The following is a 19883-nucleotide window of genomic DNA, read 5'->3' as shown; positions in this document are numbered from 1 at the left end:
CTGGAGGAAGCAGGCTACTTCGCAGGTCTGTATATCAGCCGCAGTCCGCTCCAGACTTACATAACAAATGATGTCGCAAGACGCTATGCACTGTGGATTGCAGAATACAACAGCAAGTGCAACTACGGCGGCACATACGGTATGTGGCAGTACAGTTCAACGGGCAAGGTCAGCGGTGTTTCCGTGCCGGTAGACATGGATTACTGCTATGTGGATTACCCATCTGTGATAAAGGCTAAGGGGCTTAATGGGTTTAAGGCTACTAACACAAGCACGTCTAAGGTACTTGACAGTTCGGGCTTTAAGAAAGGTGATAAATCCGATGGAGTTCTTGCACTGAAACAGCTCCTTATGCTGGCAGGGTACAAACTTGACAACAACGGCACGTTCGGAGACGGTACCCTAAAGGCGGTCAATGCTCTGTTGAAAAAGTGGGGCTATACTCAGAACGGTATTGCGGGGACTAAATTTATTAAAAAGCTGTCTGCAACGATAAAGTAAAGGAGTAGCTTATGGATACAAAAGAAACATCATACAGCCAAATGGTGACAGTCACTAGGCTTAATTACAGGAGCGATTGCAACTTCACCGCCGGAACGATCGTTGGCGTTCTCGAAGATAATACTCCGGTAAAAGTCGCTGATGATTTTTATGAATTTCATCACGGTCACTACTGGAGAAAAATCAAGCTTGGTCGCAAGCATTATTATGTTGTTGCTGATTGGCTTAAAAAGATTTAAAAGTAACAGCTCCGGGCAATCCGCTCGGAGCTGTATACTATATTAAAAGGAGGTCATATTTATGAAAAGTCCAATACCATGGATTGGTGGAAAGAGCCAGCTTAAAAGTAAGATCATCAAGTCTTTCCCGCCTACTGAAAGCTACAACAGATTTATCGATGTATTCGGCGGAGGCGGGTCTATACTTTTTGCAAAAGGCAAACACGCTGATCTAGAGATCTATAATGACGCCAACAGTGATTTGGTCAACTTTTTCAGATGCTTAAAATATCATTCTGATGAGCTTAAAAAGGAGATAAAATACTATTTAAACAGCCGGGAAATGTTCCTTGACTGCCGTGAGCGCATATCTGTAACCGGATTTACAGACATTCAGCGGGCTGCTATGTTCTATGTGCTTGTCAAGACAGGCTTCGGAGCAAGTCTGAGAACGTTCGGCTGCAACAAAAAGCGGCTTAACACAGATAATTTCGCAGATATCGAGGCAAGACTGGATGGAGTAGTGATCGAAAACAAAGATTTTGAGGATCTTATCAAGGTATACGACCGTGAGAAAGCTTTATTCTACTGCGACCCTCCATACCACAAGACAGAGCGGCATTACACTGTTAAATTTACCGAGGATGACCATGAGCGGCTCTGCAGAGTTCTTCACCAGATCAAGGGCAGATTTGTACTGTCGTACAACGATGACAAGTATGTGAGAGACCTGTATAAAGACTACAATATTCAGGCGGTCACCCGCAATAACAGTCTTTCATCAGGTGATTTCAAAGAGGTAATAATCACAAATTTCTAGTATTTTTTTTAGAGAATAAATAACGGATTTCGTTATTTATGTTGTAAAAAACATACCGGAGGTAATCATGAGAGTAAAATTAAGGGCTTTGCTTAATTCCAGGGGCATTACTCAGGCTGAACTTGCGCAGGCGACAGGCATCAGACCGTCCACAATCTCACAGCTTTGCAATAACATCGCTGTCGGTTTCAAATTTTCACATCTTGAGCTGATTTGCAGATTTTTAAAATGCGATTTAAATGACATTTTAGAGCTGTAAAAAATACGTTTCAAAAATTCTCGATAATTCAAAAAAAGTGATGAGTGTTTCGTTTTGTTGAAACATTTCATCACTTTTTTGCGTTTTGCTTGTCAGTTTTTTGGATTTTGCTTGTCAAACATCAAACGGTCATGTGCCACTCACCTTTTTTTGTTGCCTTAAATACAAAAACGGACGGTTTTTAGCCGTCCGTTAATTTTTTAGTCAATATAGGTGCGAACAGTGTTCGCACGTTTATTTTGTCTTTACTTGATTTTTATATTATTCTTCCGTGTTCTCAGAATCCTCATTCTCAACGCTTTCGGTATTATCTTCAATGACCTCAGCATTTTCCTCACCCTGAGCCTCTGCTATCTCCTCGGCAGTAGCCTTTTCTACCTCTGCCGTTTCAACATCATCGTCATGCTCAGTTCTTGTGAATGAAACCACTCTGCCGTCCTCGCCGACTCTCATAAGTCTTACGCCACGGGAGTATCTGCTCATCATACTGATATCGCAGGCTCTTATTCTGATAACAATGCCGTCTGTGGATATCATGATGATATCATCTTCATCATCAACGACCTTTATTCCGCATACTCCGCCGCTCTTATAGTTCATAAGACCGTAGCCGCCTCTGTTCTGTACCTTATAAGACTCCAGCGGAACACGTCTGCCAAGACCATTTTCAGCAACAGTGAGAACGCTTGCACCATCTCTTACTCTTGCCATTGATACAACATAGTCGCTGCCCCTGAGTTTAATAGCCTTTACGCCATGTGCAACTCTTGACATCTCTCTTATGTCAGTTTCTCTTATCCTGATAGCATAACCATTATGCGTTGCAACGATAACCTCATTGTCGCCAAAGGTCATTCTTACTCCTGCTATCTCATCGCCCTCATCAAGACCGATTGCAATAAGACCGTTCTTTCTTACATTTCTGTAGGAAGTCAGCGGAGTTCTCTTTATCTTGCCGTTCTTTGTTACCATGACGATATACTTGCCCTCGTCAAAATCGGCAGTTTTTATCATTGCGGCTATCTTCTCGCCCTCGCCCAGTTCAAGAAGATTTACTATATTTGTGCCTCTTGAAGCCTTTGATCCTTCCGGAAGCTCATAGCATTTGAGCTTATACATTATGCCCTTATTGGAGATAAAGAGTATATTGTCATGTGAAGAACAGGTCTGAAGCTCGTCGATATAATCGTCCTCACGCTGTTTCATACCCGTTACGCCACGTCCGCCACGCTTCTGAGCCTTATACTCTGAAACAGGCATTCTCTTTATATATCCTGCATTTGTATAAGTAACAACGCTTTCCTCAACAGGGATAAGGTCTTCGATATCAACTTCACCGCTGACATTTTCTATCTGAGTTCTTCTCTCGTCACCGAACTTATCCTGAATAGCCTCGACCTCTTCAATGATTATATCAAGTATTCTCTGATGATTTGCAAGAATATCTTCAAGGTCAGCTATCTTGACTTCGATCTCAGCCAACTCGTCTATTATCTTCTGTCTTTCCATACCGGTCAGACGGCCGAGAGTCATGTTTGCGATATGGTCAGCCTGAATATCTGTCAGACCAAAACGCTGATTAAGTCTTTGCTTAGCCTCAGGGATATTCTTAGAAGTTTTCATTATCTCGATAACTTCGTCGATATTGTCAAGTGCGATAACAAGACCCTTTAAGATATGCTCTCTTTCCTTAGCCTTGTTAAGGTCGAACTTAGTTCTTCTTGTGATAACATCGACCTGAAAGTCTATATACTGCTCAAGCATTTCCTTGAGGGTCAGCACCTTAGGAATACCGTTCACAAGAGCGAGCATTATAACGCCCACAGTATCCTGAAGCTGTGTATAGCTGAACAGCTTGTTGAGCACTACCTGCGGATTAGCGTCCTTTTTCAGCTCGATAACGATCCTCATTCCGTCCTTGCCGGATTCATCGTTTATATAATGTATTCCGTCGATACGCTTTTCCTTAACAAGGTCAGCGATAGACTCAACAAGTCTTGCCTTGTTTACCATGTAAGGTATCTCAGTGACGATAATGCAGTTTCTGCCCTTTATCTCCTCGATAGAGGTCTTTGAACGCAGTGTTATCTTTCCTCGACCTGTGCCGTAAGCCGCTCTGATACCGGACCTGCCCATGATGATACCGCCTGTAGGGAAGTCAGGACCCTTTATGCTCTGCATAAGCTCATCAAGTGTGCAATCAGGGTTTTTCATGACAGTTTTCATGCCCTCGATAACTTCATGGAGGTTATGAGGAGGGATATTCGTTGCCATGCCCACAGCGATACCTACTGAGCCATTACAGAGAAGATTTGGAAATCTTGACGGCAGAACAACAGGCTCTTTCAGTCTGTCATCATAGTTAGACTGAAAATCAACAGTTGTTTTGTTTATATCTGTCAGCATATTTACTGACATCTTAGCCATTTTAGCCTCAGTATAACGGTAGGCAGCCGGAGGGTCGCCGTCAACAGAACCAAAGTTTCCGTGACCGTCAACAAGAGGATATCTCATTGAGAACTTCTGAGCAAGTCTTACAAGTGCGTCATAAACTGATGCGTCACCGTGTGGGTGATATTTACCAAGCACAGATCCGACCGTATCTGCACATTTTCTGTAAGCTTGATCAGGTGTAAGACCATTTTCATACATGGTATATAAAATTCTTCTGTGAACAGGTTTAAGTCCGTCCCTTACATCAGGTAAGGCTCTGGATACAATTACCGCCATTGAATATTGAATGAAAGATTCTTTCATTATCGCTTCAACATCAGTGTCAATAACGTTATAATCGCTCACTTTATCCACTCCTTTTTAACCTTTCGGTTTACTTTGAAAAGAACATATCCTGTTCTTATTTATTATCTATCATTTCATAATCGCTATCAAGCAGCTCTGAAAAAGTTTTTCTCAGGGTTTCCTGCTGCTGCTCGTTCATAACTCTTTTTGCAAGCACATAAATAGTTTCTTTTTTGAGTATTATAATAAACATCTCGTCATTTTCCAAAACGTTCAGTGAGATATCCTCAAAACCAACTATCCTCGGTGGAACAGGAGTAAAGTCTTCCTCCTGCTTTTCCTCCTCTGTCGGCAGCGTTTCTATTTTGAAGCTGTCATCATAGAGGGTGAAAACATACTTGTCGTCCTCAAGAGGTTTAAGTGCCTGCATAAGATATTTTCTTATTCTTCTGGTGTTATACCATGTGAGAACGATTATTGCAAGGCATATGAACGCCAGCACCCAGTTAAGATATCCCGAAGGGTTTCTCACTATGGACACTATAAAAAGTGCTGCCACAATGCCGAAAGCCGCTGTTATCTTCCAGTTATGCGCATAAACGAATTTCTTCTGAAAGGCTAAAAAAGCTCTTTCCTCTTCCTCGTTTTTCACATCATACTCAAAGCTCAAAACAGGCTCTTTTTCTATCTGTGCTTCTTCCACCTCATCAGCATTATCCACAGCTTTCTCAGCCGTTTCAACAGCTTCCTCTGTCTTTACCTCTTCAAGCTCTGTTTCCTGATTTTTATTTTCGTTGTTATCCAAAGCAGTATCCTTTCTTTAAACGTCAAGATCCTTTACATACTCTGCATTTTTCTCTATAAATTCTTTTCTCGGTGCGACCTTATCGCCCATAAGAATAGTGAATATCTCGTCCGCCTTAACAGCGTCCTCCATTGTCACCTTTATCATAGTTCTTCTTTCAGGATCCATGGTTGTTTCCCAAAGCTGTTCAGGGTCCATCTCACCAAGACCTTTATATCTCTGAACGTTTACCTTCAGGTTGTTCTCTCCTGAAAGCTCAGAAATATACTGATCTCTCTCTGCGTCTGAGAAAGCATATCTTACCTGCTTGCCCCTTGCGACCTTGAAAAGCGGTGGCTGAGCAAGATAGATATGACCATCCTCGATAAGAGGACGCATAAATCTAAAGAAGAATGTAAGCAGAAGCGTTCTGATATGAGAACCGTCCACATCGGCATCGGCCATGATGATAACTTTGCCGTAACGGAGCTTTGAAAGGTCAAAGTCCTCGCCTATTGATGTTCCCAGTGCGGTAACAACAGGCATAAGCTTTTCATTGCCGTATACCTTATCTATCCTAGCTTTTTCAACGTTGAGCATTTTTCCCCACAAAGGAAGTATAGCCTGATATTTTCTATCTCTGCCTTCCTTTGCAGAGCCACCCGCAGAATCTCCCTCGACGATATAAATTTCGGTGAGTGAGGCATCTCTCTCGGAACAGTCGGCAAGCTTGCCAGGCAATGAAGAGGATTCGAGAGCAGATTTTCTTCTTGTAAGCTCTCTTGCTTTCTTTGCGGCTTCTCTTGCCTTTTGTGCCTGAACGGACTTATCAAAAATAGCCTTTGCTACAGTAGGGTTTTCCTCGAAGTAGTTCATAAGCTTTTCGGTAACTATCTTGTCAACGAAAGGTCTTACCTCAGGATTTCCAAGTCTGCCCTTTGTCTGTCCCTCAAACTCACAGTTTGTGAGCTTAACGGATACTATAGCCGTCAGACCTTCTCTTACATCATCGCCAAGAAGCTTATCGTCGTCTTTAAGATAGCCGAACTTCTTACCGTAGTTATTTATTACCTTTGTAAGAGCATTTTTGAAGCCTGTTTCATGAGTACCGCCGTCAGGAGTATGGATATTATTAGCAAATGAAAGTATAAGGTCATTATAAGTATCGTTATACTGCAAAGCTATCTCGGCAAAAGTATCACCCTCCATGCCGTTGACATAGATAACTTCCTCAGAAAGCGGAGTAACGCCTCTTGTTTTGTGGATATGCTCCACAAACTGTCTTATACCGCCCTCATAATGGAGAGTTTCGCCCACAGGCTCTGATTCATTTCTCTTATCTGTAAAGATTATCTTTATACCAGCATTAAGAAATGCCTGTTCTCTAAGTCTTTTAAGCAGTGTTTCATAGTCAAACACTGTTGTTTCCTGAAAGATCTCAGGGTCAGGCTTAAAGAGAACGGAAGTTCCTGTTTTATCAGTATCGCCGATTATTTTCAGCGGCTCTGAATAATTACCTCTGTCAAACCTCTGAAAATGAATATGTTTTCCGTCATAAACTGTAAGCTCAAGATATTCCGAGAGGGCGTTTACTACAGACGCACCAACGCCGTGGAGTCCGCCTGCTACCTTATATCCGCCGCCGCCGAACTTTCCGCCTGCGTGGAGAATGGTATAAACTACCGTTGCAGCAGATATTTTCTCCTTTGGGTGTATACCTGTAGGGATACCACGTCCGTTATCGGTAACCCTGATAATGTCCCCGGGAAGTATCTCTACTTCTATCTCAGTGCAATATCCTGCCAATGCCTCATCGATAGCGTTATCAACTATCTCGTAGACAAGGTGGTGAAGTCCCTTTGGACCTGTTGATCCGATATACATACCAGGTCTTTTTCTTACCGCTTCAAGACCCTCCAGCACCTGTATCTGATTTTCATTATAATCATTTTGCTTATCCACCATGGATATTTCCTCGGTGTTCTGGATCTCGATCTCGTTGTTATTTTCCAAAAAATAACCCCCTCATCACTTGGTTTTTTATCTTATCATCTTATTTCTTTGATTCATCATTCAGGCATTCTTTTGCTTCTTTTCAAAAGTGTGGCACAGCTCATCTGACTTATATACACAGTTTCCGTAAAGTCTTTATCAAGGCACACCACAAAGCTTTTAGGCATTTCATATGTGCAGTTCACAACACGTCTGTTTTTTGCCGCAAAATTAAGAAATTCCTTTGTGTTGGCAGAAACAGAGGTGTTCTCTATATCGAAGATCCCTATGATATCTTTAGTATTGACTAAATAGTTATTTCCTAAATGCAGAAACATCACTTATTCTCCTGAACTATCATTCCGTTTTCTATATTGAATATCTTTCCATGGCTTTTCTCGTCAAAGGGGATATTCCTGTCACAGCAGGTTATAAAGACCTGCATATCGTGTATTTTCGAGATAACGAACTTCTGCCTTGAGAGGTCAAGCTCGCTCAAAACATCATCGAGAAGTATACACGGGCTGTCGTCTATCTCCTCGGCAAGTATATAAGCCTGCGAAAGTTTCAAAATAAGAGCAAGAGAGCGGTGCTGTCCCTGAGAAGCGAACTGTCTAACTGCCAGTCCGTTTATTTTTCCCGCAAGATCGTCTCTGTGAACGCCTTTCTGTGTAAATCCTGCTCTTATATCGTCCTCAAGATTATTTTGCAGACAACTTAGATACTCTTCAGCCATTTCTCCTGCATAATCTTTTCTGCCCTCCAGATTTGAATACACAGTGGAATAATATTCAAGCTCCAACCTTTCTCTGCCCTCTGATATATCCTCATAAAGCTTTTTTGCGAACATATCGAGCTTTTTGGTATAATTGTATCTTAAAAGCGAAATATAAGCCCCAAGCTGAGCAAGCTGGATATCCCACACTTCAAGCTCTTCTCTTTTTGATCTGCCGTAACAGATATTTTTTAACAATATATTTCTCTGCTCTATAAGATCATCATATTTTGAGATAACAGAGCTGTAGGAATTTTTTATCTGTGACACTGAAAGGTCAAGAAACTGCCGTCTGTTTTCGGGAGAGCCTTTTGAAAGCTCCAGATCCTCAGGAGTAAAGATAACACAATCAAGGCTTCCGAAAAGCTTTGAGGGAGTTTTCAGCTTTACGCCATTCAAGGTGACGTTTTTTTCTCTCACATTAGGTCTAGCCATTGCAAAATGTATATCCTGACTGCGAAAGCTGTTTTTAAATGAAATGTCGATATTCATGAACTGTCCGTTTATATCTATCATTTCTCTGTCTTTTGTGTTGCGAAAAGACCTCACTCCGCTGCAAAGCCATATAGCTTCTATAAGATTTGTTTTGCCCTGAGCATTCTTTCCGCAGAAAATATTCATTTTCTCATGAGGATATATCTCGACTTTTTTGAGATTTTTAAATCCGTCTGCGGAAATTTTGGTTATCACCATTTTATTTTACCACTATCTCTGTAGCTATCTCGTCTATCTGCACCTTATCCCCGGGGCGGATCTTCTTTCCCCTCATTGTGCAGACCTCACCGTTTACTTTAATTCTCTCCTCGAGGATTATCTCCTTGCCAATACCGCCTGTTTCCACAACGCCTGCATATTTAAGCAGAGAATCGAGCTTTATAAACTCTGATTTTATATTTACATCTATCTGTTGATATTTCATATTCTTATTCCTTTGCTAGTCTTACAGGGAGAACGAGGTAAGTATAAGCGTCGCCCTCACACGGAACTATCTTCATAGGCAGCAGACTTCCGCTCATCTGCAATTTGACCTTATCTTCCTTTATGACCTTCAGAGGGTCAAGAAGATATTTGCACTTGAAGCCTATCTCGATAACAGGACCTGCTATATCAGCCTTTATCTCGTCTGTTATCTTTCCAACGCTTGTTGAGCAGTTTATTTTTATAGAATTATTTTCAAAATAGCATCTTGCAGGTGACGGTGTTCTGTCACTTATAAGTATCAAACTTCTTTCAAGAGCGGCAATAAGCTCTTTCCTGTCAACAATGACCTCAGTTGTGCAAGTAGTTGGTATAGCTGACTTATAAGGGTGGAACTCGCCCTCGATAAGTCTTGAATAAACAAGATAGCCGTTTAATTCAAACACAACATGATTTTTTGAGAGATAAACGGAGGCTGTTTCTTCGTCATTATCTCCCAGAAGTGCAGCTATCTCAGAAAGAGTTTTTGCAGGCACGACGAATTTAAGACTTCCGTCATACTTTATAGGCTCATATCTCACAGCAAGTCTATATCCGTCAAGGGCAACAAGAGTAAGAGTACCGTTTTCAATCTCAAAAAGCTCGCCCTTAAGTACAGGCTTAAGGTCTGTAACAGCCACGGCAAACTTTGTCTGATTTATCATATCCTTAAGAACAGGCTGAGAAATAGTTATCTTGTTTTCTTCCTCTTTCTTAGGTAGTGCAGGATATTCCTCTGCTGATGTTGCAGGGATATTGAATGTGGTAACTCCTCCTGAGATCGTTACCTGAAAATTTTCAGAAACCTCTATCAGGATCTCTTCAGAAGGCATTTTCCTTATCATTTCAGCAAAAAGTCTTGCATTAAGTATAAATTCTCCCGAATCGTCGCTCTTTACTGGTATAACAGTTTTTATACCTATCTCAAGGTCGTAGCCGGTAAGCTCCAGCATTGAGTTTTCAAGCTTGAATTTTATTCCCTCAAGAGATTTAAGTGCAGCACGTTCTGACACTGCTTTTGAAACATTTGTTACTGCTCCGCAAAGTGAAGCATTATTACACAGAATTTTCATAGCAATTTCCTTTCTAAAAAATTACATTTATCTGACTTTTATTTTTTCAACATATGAATTTCTCAAATTTATATTTTTTGCTCTGATAATATATAAATAAATCAATATTAAATTAGTATTAGTAGTAGAGTGTGTTGAAATGGTTGAAAAGTCATTCAAAGCCTTTTGCAGACTTGTTTTGCTTTTCAAGTTTATTTTAACATCACTTCAACTGTGTTTTCAAAAACTTTTTTTGTGTTTGAAAAGTTGAAAAAATGTTTGTTGAATGTTTATTATTATCGCAAAAAATGTTGAAACCTGAAAATCGGTGTTTTATTTTATAACACCATTGTTTAAACTTCATTGTGCAAAGTTTTGAAAAACATTCCGCAAAGCTTTATATATCCAAGTCCGGATATTCAACAAAATTGTTGAAAACTATGTTGAAAATGTTGAAATAGTCCGTTTAATTGTCCTTGAGGTTTTTGATTATGTCGTCAACGGTATCTTTTAGCTGTTTGTTCTCTTTAAGATTTTTAACAACGTCCTGATAGTGTATGGTCATAGTTGAATGGTTTTTGTTAAGCTCATTTCCTATCTGTATAAAGGTCATGCCCTTTACGTCCTTGAAGAGATAGATCGCTATTTTTCTTGCAAGGGATACGTTTGCACGTCTGTTTGTTGATTTTATGTCGTCAGCAGTAACGTCAAATGCCGCCGCTACCTCCTGAAGTATCCTGTCAACCGTTATCTCAGCAGGGTGATTTTCAATGATTATTTCCTTGATTATCCTCTGAGCCATAGATATGGACGGGCTTTCATTCGTATAAATGGTAAGAGCCTTTATTTTGTTTACAGTTCCCTCAAGCTGACGTATGTTCGTCTTTATCTTCTCTGCTATTATCCTTACGACATTGTCAGAAAGCTGTAAGTCCAGCATATCAGCCTTTTTCTTTACGATAGCCATTCTTGTTTCAAAATCAGGCGGTGTAACGTCTACCTGAACGCCCAGTGAAAATCTGGTAAGTATCCTGTTTTGAAGCTTCGATATCTTTGACGGTGCAATATCCGATGTGAGAACTATCTGCTTGCCTGCATTGTAAAGATCGTTGAAGGTATGGAAAAATTCCTCCTGCATACGCTCCTTGCCTGCAATGGTCTGTATATCGTCTACCATAAGATAGTCGGCATTTCTGTATTTATCATGAAATTTATTAGTTTCCTTTGACTCGATAGCTTTAACGAGCTGGTTTATAAAGGATTCACCTGTGGTGTAAATAATTTTCAGCTCAGGGTGATTTTTCTTTACCTCATGCTCGATAGCTTTCATAAGGTGAGTTTTTCCAAGTCCCGAATCACCGTATATGATGAGAGGGTTGAATATAGTATTTGTGTTAGACGGTGTTTTCTGATCTTCGTCATACTTATGTGCGACAGCCGTGCTGAAAGCATAGGCAAGATCATTCGATTTACCTTTGATAAAGTTATCAAAGGTAAGATTGTTGTTTTCTTCATCAGAAAAGTCAGCCACCTTGACTTCTATATCCTTTTCCTCAGTTTCATTAACTTCTTCTTTGTCTTTAACAAGTATTTTTATATCTACCTCAAAGCCCAAAGTGTTGAGAAAAGCTTCTTTTAAAAGATTCTCATAGGCGTTCATAGTGATATCTCTTGAAAAATCAGAATCAGTGAGCAAATAAGCCACATTGTTTTCAAGCTTCATCGGTTCAAGTATCTTTATCCATTTGTTATATCCCGGCTCGCTGATACTTTTGCAGTTTCGGCAATATTTCAGGACCTCCTGAAATACGTCATTAAAGGAATCCATTGTTTCTCCATAACCTCCTAGAAAATAGCTCTGCCTGTGCGGTGTTTCCGCTGTCCGCCGTGACCCCTGTCAAACAGACGGCAGGTCAGAGTTTTAAAAAAAATATAAACAGGCATAATTAATCAATTCTATACTATTATAGCACACTTGACTTAAAATTTCAAGTCCTATATATTATATATAAGGAAAGAAATAAGGATAAAAAGTATGTTTTTCAAAGATAAGAAAAAACACTTAATACAGATATAATTTATATTTGGCACACAATATATTGTATGCTCATTAAAAAGGATGACGTAAGCGGCAGGTTTTTCGGACAGTAAGCCCCTCAAAGCAAAGAAAAATAATATCAAAAAAAATATAAAAATATTATGAACAGGCTTGACAAATGGTGTGTGAATGAGCTATAATATTAAATTACAAGGGCTTTTTTCATAGCGATATTGTAATTTGCTGTGACCCTATAAGTTTAAACATCTCCGAGGACGTTTTTTTGTATAAAATGACGGAGTGTTGAAAGCGGAAGGAGGAGAATTCGATGAAAAGAACATATCAGCCTAAAAAGCTTCAGAGAAAGAAAGTTCACGGCTTCATGAAGAGAATGTCTACTGCTAACGGCAGAAAGGTACTCGCAAGAAGAAGAGCAAAGGGCAGAGCTAGACTCAGCTACTAAGAGATACAGGCAGTTTCTGATGATAAGTCTGACAGGCATTATTCAGGCGGTTAGTTACGCCTGAATCGATGTCCCTAGGCAGTTGTATTTAAGCGTCGTTGGACGCTGCCTCAGATGACCTATATACCATTCATTGATTTGCATGGTATTGGGTCTTTATCTTTTTTTGGCAAAATTGCCGTGAAAAGGCGAAAAGAGTAAAAACAGTACACAATGGGGAAATGAAGATGCTGTTCACAACGGTTTTAAAGGATAACAAGGCATTTTTAAGATGCTATAAAAAGGGAAGATTTTGTGCAGACAGTTTTGTAGCAGCATATTTTTATCCCAACGGTAGCCCGTATAACAGGCTTGGAATAACGGCGGGCAAAAAGCAGGGCTGCGCGGTAACAAGAAACAGAATTAAGAGAATAGTAAGAGCCGCCTACAGACTTAACGAGGCGGAATTTCCGCTGGGCTATGATATAGTTTTTGTGGGAAGAAACGATATAGGGGAAAAGAAAACTCAGGATATTGAAAGATTTATAAAAAAAAGACTCATAAAAGAGATGAATAAGCCTGTTCCAAAGAATAACAGGTCAGGCAGGGCAAAGAGAAAGTAAAATGAGTAAACTGGCTCAGCTGCTGATAAGGTTTTATCAGCGATTTATAAGTCCTCTTTTCGGACCAAGGTGCAAGTATTATCCAAGCTGTTCGGCATATGCGCTGGAGGCTTACAGAAAACACGGCTTTTTTAAAGGCACGCTGCTCACTGTATGGAGATTGCTTAGGTGCAACCCGTGGAGTCTGGGAGGGGTTGACTATGTTCCTGACAAGCTTACCACTGAGTATTTTAAAATCAGAAAAAAATAAGCCTGAGAGCTTAATCAGATATATAGGTTATCAATATGACAAATAATTGATCTGGAGGATATTAAATGGGTATTATTGCGACCCCTTTGGGCTGGATAATGAAGGGCTGCTATTTTGTATGCAAGAACTACGGAATAGCACTGCTGCTTTTCACTATCCTTACAAGACTTATAGTATTTCCGCTTAACGTCAAGCAGCAGAAGAGCACGGCAAGAATGACCATGCTTCAGCCTGAGCTTGAAAAGATAAAGAAGAAATACGCTAAAAATCAGCAGAAGATGCAGGAAGAGCAGATGAACCTTTACGCCAAGGCGGGCGTAAACCCTATGGCAAGCTGTTTGCCAATGGTCATCACAATGGTCATTCTGTTTGCTCTTATCCCTGTTATTTACGGACCTCTTACCTACGTTTCAAACGCAGATAAAGAGGAACTTACAGACTCAAACAACATGATATCGAATCTTTATGTTGTCAGTGCTGAGGTAAAAAGCAAGGATACTACTATAGAAAAGCTTATTGAAAAGTTTGAGAAAGACGGTGCTACTGAGGACGAAGCTTATGATAAGCTTGAAAAGCTTTTTACAGACAAGGACAAGTATCCAAAGTCTGCAAAGGCACTTTCTAATGACAACAAGATATCGAACGTTATGGATGCTATTAAGGCTCATAATGATATAGATACTTTTATTCTTAACGAGAATTACTTCTCCACAAACCTCATTCAGTCAAGACCTGAGCTTATGACTTTCGTTTTCACTGAAAAAGAGGGCGGACAGTATGCAGATGTGCTTCCAACAAGCGTAAAGGCTGCGGCTGAAGATTTCAACTACAGCATTTTCGGACTTTTCCTTGGAAAGATACCAACAATGAAGGATCTTTCATGCATTATCCCTATTGTATCAGCACTTTTGCAGCTTATAGTGACATTCGTTTCACAGCATTTTGCAAAGAAGAACAATCCTGACGCCGCTAATATGGGCGGAATGGGAATGAAGATAATGCTTTATGGTATGCCTATCTTCTCACTGTGGATCGGTTTCAGCTATCCGGCAGGTCTTGGTCTTTACTGGTGCTATTCTTCACTGTTTGCACTTGGACAGACTATCGTACTCAATAAAATCTACACACCTGAACACGTTGCAGAGCTTGTTCAGAAGGATATAGCAAAGCAGAAAAAGAAGGGCAAGCCTACTCTTATGGAGAAAATGGCTGAGGCTCAGATGATACAGGCTGGTAAGGATCCTGCTGAGATCAGAAAGTCACTTTCTGACGATGAGGATTACGATGAGCCTAAGAAGAAAACAAAGACGGAGCTTAAAGACGAGCAGAGAAGACGTCTTAACGAAGCCAGAAAGAGAATGGCTGAGAAATATGGCGACGAATATGACGATTCACAGGATTGACCTGTTGTTGACTAAACTTTTTTAGCGAGAGGAGCAGAAAAAAATGAAACAGATCTTTACAGCCGCAACTGTAGACGAAGCAAAGAACAAGGCGGCAGTTGAATTTGGAACAGAAGTAGAAAAGATCACTTTCACAGTTCTTGAAGAGCCTAAAAAGGGCTTTTTCGGAAAGATCAAGGGTGAGGCAAAGGTAGAAGCTGAATATGAGCCTGAAACAAAGGTAGAAACTGTAACTGAAAAAACAGAGGCTGTTGAAGAAAAGCCAGAAGTTCAGGAAGAAGTCAAGGCAGAGGCAGAGTGGAGCGACACTTTGCAGAAAAAGGCTGACTGTGCAAAGGAATATATACTCAATGTTATAAAGGCAATGGGCATAGAAGACACAGAGATCGAGGTAACAAAGCTTGAAAACGGCGCACTTTTTGAGATAAAGAGCGAAGAGTTCGAGAAGCTTATCGGCAAGAAGGGCGATATCCTCGATTCACTTCAGTATCTTGCATCACTTGTATGCAACAGGATAGACAGAGAATATTTCAGAATATCCACAGATTGCAATGGTTTCAGGGCAAGAAGAAAGACCCAGCTTGAAGAGCTTGCAAGAAAGATTGCAAACAACGTAAAGAGAAGCGGTCGTTCATCAGCTCTCGAGCCAATGAATCCATATGAGAGAAGAATCATTCACGCTGCTGTATCAGAGATCGAGGGTGTAACATCTCAGTCAAAGGGTGAAGAGCCATGGAGAAAGGTAATAATCAGCTCTACAACACCTAGAAAGTATGACAACAGAGGCGGCTACAAGAAGAACGGCGGCAGAAGAAGAAACAATAACAATCGCCGCTCAAAGGGTTTTGACATCACAACAAGCTTTGAAAAGGACTACAAGAAGCCAAAGCCAGAGGACACAATGAAGGATTCAGGTCTTTACTCAAAGATAGAGTTCTAAATTAAAAATGACAATAAGAAAACACGCTGAACAAAAATTCAGCGTGTTTTTTTGTGCATATATTCGTATTATAATTTTTTCTTTTTCATTTGACCCTTGTTGCGTGGATATTTTTCAGGCGTTTCAGATACTTTTCTTATAAGGATAAGCGTTCTGCCGTCGCCTGTTGGAAGTTCATAGTCAAAGACCTCTTCGACCTTTCCTCCCAGTATCTTAATAGCATTTTTAGCCTCTTTCAGCTCGTCATTTCCTCCTGAGCCTTTCAATGCAACGAAATATCCGCCGACTTTTACAAAAGGCAGGCAATACTCGCATAGGTCGCTGAGGTTTGCCACTGCTCTTGCTGTGGCAATGTCAAATTGTTCACGGCACTCTATGCTTCTGCCAAGCTCCTCTGCTCTGCCGTGTATGCAGGTCGCACCAAGGTCAAGACTGTCTGAAAGCTGTGCAAGAAAATTTATCCTCTTATTAAGGCTATCCAAAAGTGTAAGCTTTATATCGTCACGGACGATTTTCAGTGGACAGGACGGAAATCCTGCTCCTGTGCCGACATCTATTACCGTTGCATTTTCTTTTACCTCGAAAAGTGTGAAAGGATAAACGCTGTCAAAAAAATGCTTTATTGAAATTCCCTCAGGGTCAGTGATAGCAGTAAGATTTATTTTCTCGTTCCATTCACAAAGCAGATCTGCATAAGCTTCAAAGCGTGAATAATCACTGTCAGATATTGTTATATCATAATTATCAAAAAGCTTTATAAAATCGTCCTTAGAAATAAGCTTTGACATACTATTCCTCCCTATGGTCATTCTTTGATGAGAGCCATACCAAAAGCACACCCACGTCCGCAGGGTTTACTCCGCTGATTCGGCTTGCCTGACCAACTGATACAGGCTTTATCTTATTGAGCTTTTCAACTGCTTCAAGTCTAAGACTTTTTATATCATTATAGTCAATATCCGCAGGCAAAGCCTTTTTCTCCAGCTTTCGCATGGCCTCCACCTGTTCAAGCTGTATCTTTATATAGCCGTCATATTTTATCTGCAATTCTACCTGCTCTTTTACTTCTGCTGAAAGCTCAGGTCTTTCCTTATCGAAAGGAGCAAGACCGTCATATGACACCTGTGGTCTGCGGATAAGCTGAGCAAGCTTTATGCCGTTGTTGAGAGGGTCAGTGCCTACAGATTCAAGATAGGCATTTATCTCAGGATTTGGCGCAATATTTATTTTTGAAAAACGCTTTATCTCAGCGGCTATCTGTTCATTTTTGTCAAGCAAATGCTGATATCTTTCGTCTGAGATAAGCCCTATCTCATGACCTATAGGCGTGAGCCTTATGTCAGCGTTATCTTGTCTTAGCAAAAGTCTGTATTCGCTTCTTGATGTGAGCATTCTGTAAGGGTCTGAACAACCCTTTGTCACAAGGTCGTCAATAAGAGTGCCTATGTATGAGGATGCTCTGTCAAGAATAAGCTGTTTTCTGCCGAGAATTTTCAGTGCGGCATTTATGCCTGCGATAAGACCTTGTGCGGCGGCTTCTTCATATCCCGAAGTGCCGTTGAACTGACCTGCGCCGTAAAGACCGTCAAAAGCCTTGAACTCCAGCGTAGCAGAAAGCTCTGTAGGGTCGCAGCAATCATATTCTATGGCATAGGCGTTTCTCATTATCTCAACGTGTTCAAGTCCTTTTATAGTGTGCAAAAATTGAAGCTGAACGAACTCAGGCAGTGATGACGACATACCTTGCAGATAATATTCGTCAGTGTCAAGACCCATTGGCTCAATAAAAAGCTGATGCCTTGGCTTATCCGAAAATCTCATTATCTTGTCCTCAATAGACGGACAGTATCTTGGACCAATAGCGTGTATCCTACCCGAATATATAGGTGAAAGATGTATGTTATCTCTTATTACCTTGTGTGTTTCTTCATTTGTATAAGCAACATAGCATTTGACTTTATTTTCAAGTTTTTCATGATTATCAAAAGAAAATGGCGTTATATCATCGTCACCGCACTGAACTTCAAGCTTGTCAAAATCTATGGAACGCTTGTGTACACGGGCAGGAGTGCCTGTTTTGAAACGTCTTATGGTCATGCCTGCCTTTTTAAGACACTCTGTCAGACCAAGTGCAGGCAAAGTTGCGTCAGGGCCGCTTGAATATGATACTGCACCTACATGGACAGTGCCGCCAAGGTAAGTTCCCGTTGAGATCACAACAGCCTTGCAGTCATACTCAGTGCCAAGCTTTGTACGCACACCACGGACAGTTTTGCCGTCCTCCTCAAATAAAATATCAGTTATCTCAGCCTGCTTCAGATAAAGCCCGTCAGTATCTTCGATAGTCTTTTTCATAAGCTTATGATATTCAACACGGTCTATCTGCGCCCTCAGACTATGAACGGCAGGACCTTTTCCACGGTTGAGTATCCTGCTTTGCAGAAAAGTTTTATCCGCCGCCTTGCCCATTTCTCCGCCCAAAGCGTCTATCTCACGAACAAGATGTCCCTTTGCAGTTCCTCCTATAGAGGGATTGCATGGCATATTGGCAACACCGTCAAGTGTTATGGTAAAAAGTGCCGTCTTTAGTCCAAGGCGTGCCGCCGCCAAAGCCGCTTCACAGCCTGCGTGACCTGCACCTACCACAATAATATCAAAATATTCCTTTTGCATAATAAAACCACCTGTCTGAAAATAAGACCATATAAATTACTTTCCTACGCAGAATTTTGAAAATACCTCGTCTACCACCGCTTCTGTAGCTTTTTCTCCTGTCAGCTCCAAAAGTGCATTTGCGCCATTGTCTATCATCACAGTAACAGCGTCCAAAGTCTCTCCCATATCAAGGCTTTCAAGAGCCATGGCAAGATATTTTCTTGCACGTTCTGCACAGGCTATTTGACGCTCATTTGCAAAAATCGTGCTGTCAGCGTCATATCCGCCAATGCCTAAAAGCTTCTCTGCGGCTTTTTGAAGTTCTTCTCTGCCCTCGTCAAGCTTCGCAGAAATCTCTATCACATAGTCTGAATATTTTTCAAGCTGAGACCTTTCAACAACATTTTCAAGGTCAGACTTGTTGAGAACTATGATAACTTTCTTTCCAAGCTTTTTCACATATTCAAGAAGCTCCAAGTCTTCCTCGTCAAGCTCTCTTGAAATGTCGAAAACTTCTATTACAAGCATAGCGTTTTTAAGCTTTTTCTTTGCGATATCAACGCCTATTTTTTCAACTTCATCATCAGTTTCATGTATACCTGCAGTGTCGGAAAGCTTCAAAATAAGCTCGCCAAGCTTTGCACTTTCTTCGATAACATCTCGTGTAGTGCCTGCCACATTTGTGACTATGGAGCGGTCATATCCCAACAGCATATTCATGAGGGTCGATTTTCCAACATTCGGCTTGCCTGCGATAACAGTGTCAACACCGTTTTTCAGTATCATACCGCTGTCATGATCTGCTATTATTTTATCAAGCCCTGCCAAAGCGTTTTTAAGGCTCTCTCTGAGATTATCCTCAGATATCTCAGGCAAGTCCTCCTCTGGATAATCCACCCATGCCGCAAGCTCACCTAGTATTGTGACAAACTTTCTTGACATATCAGAAATCAGCCTGAAAAGCCTGCCCTCTTTTGTAAGATTTGCAGAATTAAGTGCATATTCTCCCTGAGCGGAGATAGTTTCCATTACGCCCTCAGCCTGAGTAAGTGAAAGCTTTCCGTTAAGAAAAGCCCTCTTTGTGAACTCGCCCCTCTGAGCAAGCTCTGCACCCTGTTCAATGCAAAGTCTGAGAACTTTTTTTGTAACATATATTCCGCCATGGCATGATATCTCGCAGACGTTTTCACCGGTGTATGACCTAGGCGCACGGAAAACCGTCAGAACACCGTCATCAACTTCTCTGCCGTTTTTGTCAACTATTTTTCCGTATGCACACGAATAGCCTGCCATGTTTTCAACACTTTTGCATGACAAAGGTTTAAAAACCTTTGCACCTATGCTTATGGCGTTTTCTCCGCTTATTCTTATGACTGATATACCGCCCTCAGCGAGTGGTGTCGAAACTGCACATATATCTTTCATTTTTACCTCT

At 40.9% G+C, this 19883-nt stretch carries 20 protein-coding genes; 9 read left to right on the top strand and 11 right to left on the bottom strand.

The genetic code is table 11. The features are described 5' to 3' along the window. From WS40_RS01530 to WS40_RS01515, 4 genes are all read left to right on the top strand, one after another. Positions 1–501: GH25 family lysozyme (locus WS40_RS01530; RefSeq protein WP_046439597.1), on the top strand; the 501-nt coding region annotated here is incomplete at its 5' end. A gap of 11 nt (positions 502–512) precedes the next feature. Further along, on the top strand, positions 513–740 hold the full coding sequence (locus WS40_RS01525; protein WP_041337517.1) for a hypothetical protein: 228 nt from the start codon (positions 513–515) through the stop codon (positions 738–740). Positions 741–801: 61 nt separating this feature from the next. Next, the gene (locus WS40_RS01520; RefSeq protein WP_041337516.1) at positions 802–1539 is read left to right on the top strand and encodes a DNA adenine methylase; all 738 of its coding nucleotides are present in this window, start codon (positions 802–804) and stop codon (positions 1537–1539) included. Positions 1540–1606: 67 nt separating this feature from the next. Beyond that, positions 1607–1798, top strand: a complete 192-nt coding sequence (locus tag WS40_RS01515; RefSeq protein ID WP_041337515.1) for a helix-turn-helix domain-containing protein — start codon at positions 1607–1609, stop codon at positions 1796–1798. Between the two features lie 261 nt (positions 1799–2059). Here the strand turns inward: WS40_RS01515 and gyrA are convergent, their stop codons facing one another. From gyrA to dnaA, 8 genes are all read right to left on the bottom strand, one after another. Further along, positions 2060–4597, bottom strand: a complete 2538-nt coding sequence (gene gyrA, locus WS40_RS01510) for a DNA gyrase subunit A (protein WP_442973337.1) — start codon at positions 4595–4597, stop codon at positions 2060–2062. A gap of 55 nt (positions 4598–4652) precedes the next feature. Further along, complete coding sequence (locus WS40_RS01505; RefSeq protein ID WP_325208355.1) at positions 4653–5342, bottom strand: hypothetical protein; 690 nt, start codon at positions 5340–5342, stop codon at positions 4653–4655. 15 nt (positions 5343–5357) lie between these two features. Further along, positions 5358–7286 carry a DNA topoisomerase (ATP-hydrolyzing) subunit B gene (gene gyrB, locus WS40_RS01500; RefSeq protein ID WP_081856017.1) on the bottom strand — a complete coding sequence of 643 codons (1929 nt, stop codon included), beginning with the start codon at positions 7284–7286 and terminating at the stop codon, positions 5358–5360. Between the two features lie 104 nt (positions 7287–7390). Continuing rightward, on the bottom strand, positions 7391–7651 hold the full coding sequence (gene remB, locus WS40_RS01495; protein ID WP_022287192.1) for an extracellular matrix regulator RemB: 261 nt from the start codon (positions 7649–7651) through the stop codon (positions 7391–7393). Further along, a complete protein-coding gene (gene recF, locus WS40_RS01490; RefSeq protein ID WP_046439593.1) occupies positions 7651–8781 on the bottom strand; it encodes a DNA replication/repair protein RecF in 1131 nt (376 codons plus the stop codon). Before recF ends, remB begins: the two co-directional genes overlap by 1 nt. Position 8782: 1 nt before the next feature. Continuing rightward, entirely contained in the window at positions 8783–9007 is a 225-nt protein-coding gene (locus WS40_RS01485; protein ID WP_022287190.1) for an RNA-binding S4 domain-containing protein, read from the bottom strand. 4 nt (positions 9008–9011) lie between these two features. Then, complete coding sequence (gene dnaN, locus WS40_RS01480) at positions 9012–10118, bottom strand: DNA polymerase III subunit beta (protein ID WP_022287189.1); 1107 nt, start codon at positions 10116–10118, stop codon at positions 9012–9014. Positions 10119–10563: 445 nt separating this feature from the next. Next, complete coding sequence (dnaA, locus tag WS40_RS01475) at positions 10564–11925, bottom strand: chromosomal replication initiator protein DnaA (protein ID WP_022287188.1); 1362 nt, start codon at positions 11923–11925, stop codon at positions 10564–10566. Between the two features lie 538 nt (positions 11926–12463). Between dnaA and rpmH the strand changes: the two genes are divergently transcribed. The 5 genes from rpmH to jag all read left to right on the top strand — a co-directional run bounded on the left by rpmH (position 12464) and on the right by jag (position 15793). Further along, positions 12464–12598 (top strand): 50S ribosomal protein L34, encoded by a 135-nt coding sequence (gene rpmH, locus WS40_RS01470; protein WP_022287187.1) that lies wholly within the window; start codon positions 12464–12466, stop codon positions 12596–12598. 227 nt (positions 12599–12825) lie between these two features. Beyond that, positions 12826–13200 (top strand): ribonuclease P protein component, encoded by a 375-nt coding sequence (gene rnpA / locus WS40_RS01465; protein ID WP_038672794.1) that lies wholly within the window; start codon positions 12826–12828, stop codon positions 13198–13200. 1 nt (position 13201) lies between these two features. Beyond that, positions 13202–13450 (top strand): membrane protein insertion efficiency factor YidD, encoded by a 249-nt coding sequence (gene yidD / locus WS40_RS01460; protein ID WP_022287185.1) that lies wholly within the window; start codon positions 13202–13204, stop codon positions 13448–13450. Between the two features lie 65 nt (positions 13451–13515). Further along, complete coding sequence (locus WS40_RS01455) at positions 13516–14853, top strand: YidC/Oxa1 family membrane protein insertase (protein WP_046439590.1); 1338 nt, start codon at positions 13516–13518, stop codon at positions 14851–14853. 43 nt (positions 14854–14896) lie between these two features. Then, positions 14897–15793, top strand: a complete 897-nt coding sequence (gene jag, locus WS40_RS01450) for an RNA-binding cell elongation regulator Jag/EloR (RefSeq protein ID WP_046439588.1) — start codon at positions 14897–14899, stop codon at positions 15791–15793. A gap of 68 nt (positions 15794–15861) precedes the next feature. On the opposite strand, the gene rsmG is transcribed toward jag, so the two are convergent. The 3 genes from rsmG to mnmE are packed head-to-tail and all read right to left on the bottom strand — an operon-like array spanning position 15862 to position 19873. Beyond that, positions 15862–16581: a 16S rRNA (guanine(527)-N(7))-methyltransferase RsmG gene (gene rsmG, locus WS40_RS01445; protein ID WP_022287182.1), complete on the bottom strand. Its 720-nt coding sequence runs from the start codon at positions 16579–16581 to the stop codon at positions 15862–15864. A 1-nt stretch (position 16582) separates the two neighbouring features. Continuing rightward, positions 16583–18466, bottom strand: coding sequence for a tRNA uridine-5-carboxymethylaminomethyl(34) synthesis enzyme MnmG (gene mnmG / locus WS40_RS01440; RefSeq protein WP_325208354.1), 1884 nt, complete (start codon positions 18464–18466; stop codon positions 16583–16585). Between the two features lie 36 nt (positions 18467–18502). Further along, positions 18503–19873: a tRNA uridine-5-carboxymethylaminomethyl(34) synthesis GTPase MnmE gene (gene mnmE, locus WS40_RS01435; RefSeq protein ID WP_046439584.1), complete on the bottom strand. Its 1371-nt coding sequence runs from the start codon at positions 19871–19873 to the stop codon at positions 18503–18505. Between the last annotated feature and the right edge of the window lie 10 nt (positions 19874–19883).

The sequence above is a fragment of the Ruminococcus sp. N15.MGS-57 genome, from assembly GCF_000980385.1.
In the GTDB taxonomy this organism is placed as follows: Bacteria; Bacillota; Clostridia; order Oscillospirales; family Ruminococcaceae; genus Hominimerdicola; species Hominimerdicola aceti.
This window is presented reverse-complemented; position numbering and strand designations above follow the sequence as displayed.